Source organism: Kitasatospora sp. NPDC056800 (assembly GCF_042789775.1).
GTDB lineage: Bacteria > Actinomycetota > Actinomycetes > Streptomycetales > Streptomycetaceae > Kitasatospora.
This window is the reverse complement of the sequence record NZ_JBHUAL010000410.1, coordinates 1-1810: the sequence shown is the minus strand read 5'-3', so window position 1 is coordinate 1810 and position 1810 is coordinate 1. Positions and strand designations below refer to the sequence as shown.

Below are 1810 nucleotides of genomic sequence, written 5' to 3'. Positions count from 1 at the left end.
CCCGACACCGTCCCCGCCGGCACCGGACCCCCACCACCACCCCACCCCGACACGACCAACTCACGCTCGCCACCCACCAACACCTCAACCGACCCCACCGACCCGTCCGGATCCGCGACCATGGCGGCCAGCACCCGGCGCAGGCGCTCCGCGAAGGTGGTGACGGTGCCTTGGTCGAAGAGGTCGGCGGCGTAGCGCAGTTCGGCCCGGATGCCAGCCGGCCTGTTGGCGGCGTCGTGGTGCTCGGAGAAGCTCAGGTTGAGGTCGAACCGGGCCGGGGCAGCCACAGAGCACTCCGGCTCCACGACCAGGCCCGGGAGTTGGAGACTGCACTCGCTGTTGTTCTGCAGGACCAGCATCACCTGGAACAACGGATGGACCGACGCCGAGCGGACGGGGTTCAGCTCCTCCACCAGCCGCTCGAACGGCAGATCCTGGTGGGTGAACGCCGCCAGATCCGTATCCCGGACCCGGCCCAGCAACTCACCAAAGGTCGGCGCACCCGACACATCCGTCCGCAACACCAGCGTGTTCACGAAGAACCCGACCAGCTCGTCCAACGCCTCGTCCGAACGCCCCGCCACCACCGTGCCGATCGGAATGTCCGTCCCCGCACCCAGGCGCGACAACAAAGCCGCCAGACCCGCGTGCAGCACCATGAACAGCGTCACACCGTGCCGACGCGCCAACCCCTCCAACTCCGCGTGCAGCTCCGCATCCAGCCCGAACTCCACCAGACCACCCGCACGCGAAGCCACCCCCGACCGAGGCCGATCCAACGGCAGCGCCACCTCCTGCGGCGCATCCCGCAACACCCCTGACCAGTAGGCGAGTTGCTGATCCAGGACCCCACCCAACAGACCCTGCTGCCACAGCGTGTAATCCGCGTACTGCACCGGCAACGGCGACCACTCCGGAGCAACCCCGGCCAACCGAGCCCGGTACGCCGACGCCACCCCCTCCCACAACGGCTCCATCGACCAACCGTCACTCGCGATGTGGTGCAAGGTCACCACCAGCACCGACTCGCCCTCGGCGACCGTGAACAGCACCACCCGCAACGGCAGCCCGGTGGACAGGTTGAACGCGGCGAGGGCCTCGGCGGAGATCCGCTCCGCCAGCTCCTCCGCCATGCACGGCTCGGCCCTGAACGGCACCTCGACGTCCCCGACGGGCAGCACCACCTGGCGGGGCTGCCCGTCGACCGCCGGATAGACCGTCCGCAGCGCCTCGTGCCGCCCGACCACGTCACCGATCGCCCCGCGGAGGGCCTCCACGTCCACCGCCCCGTGCAGCCGGAACACGAACGGGCTGTTGTACGTCGCGGACGCACCCTCCAACTGGTCCAGGAACCACAGCCGCTGCTGCGCGAACGACAGCGGCAGCACCTCCGGCCGCTCCCCCGCCACCAACGCCGGCCGCGCCGGCCGCCCCTCCTTCAGCTTCTCCGCCACCCGGGCCACGGTCGGGTTCCGGAACAGGTCCCGGATGCCGAGCTCCGCGCCGAGCGTGCTGCGGATGCGGCTGATCAGCCGGGTCGCGATGACCGAATGGCCGCCCAGGGCGAAGAAGTTGTCATCGACTCCCACCGACGGCAGCCCGAGGACCTCGGCGAAGAGGCCGCACAGGAGCTGTTCCTGCGCCGACTCGGGAGCGCGACCGCCCTCGGCCGTGTCCTTCTGCCCGGTCGTCGGTTCCATCTGCTGAGCCATGACATCCATACCTTTCTTCGTGGGATCGTTCTGGTCATTCGTAAGATCAGGGCACCCAGGGATGCCGGGTGTGGCTGTCATGTCATTGCCGCGTCCGT

At 69.4% G+C, this 1810-nt stretch carries 1 protein-coding gene; it reads right to left on the bottom strand.

The window, feature by feature from the left end; genetic code table 11:
* A partial coding sequence (locus tag ACFRQN_RS40750) for a condensation domain-containing protein (RefSeq protein ID WP_380745685.1) occupies positions 1-1712 on the bottom strand: 1712 nt, incomplete at its 3' end.
* Positions 1713-1810: the final 98 nt, after the last annotated feature.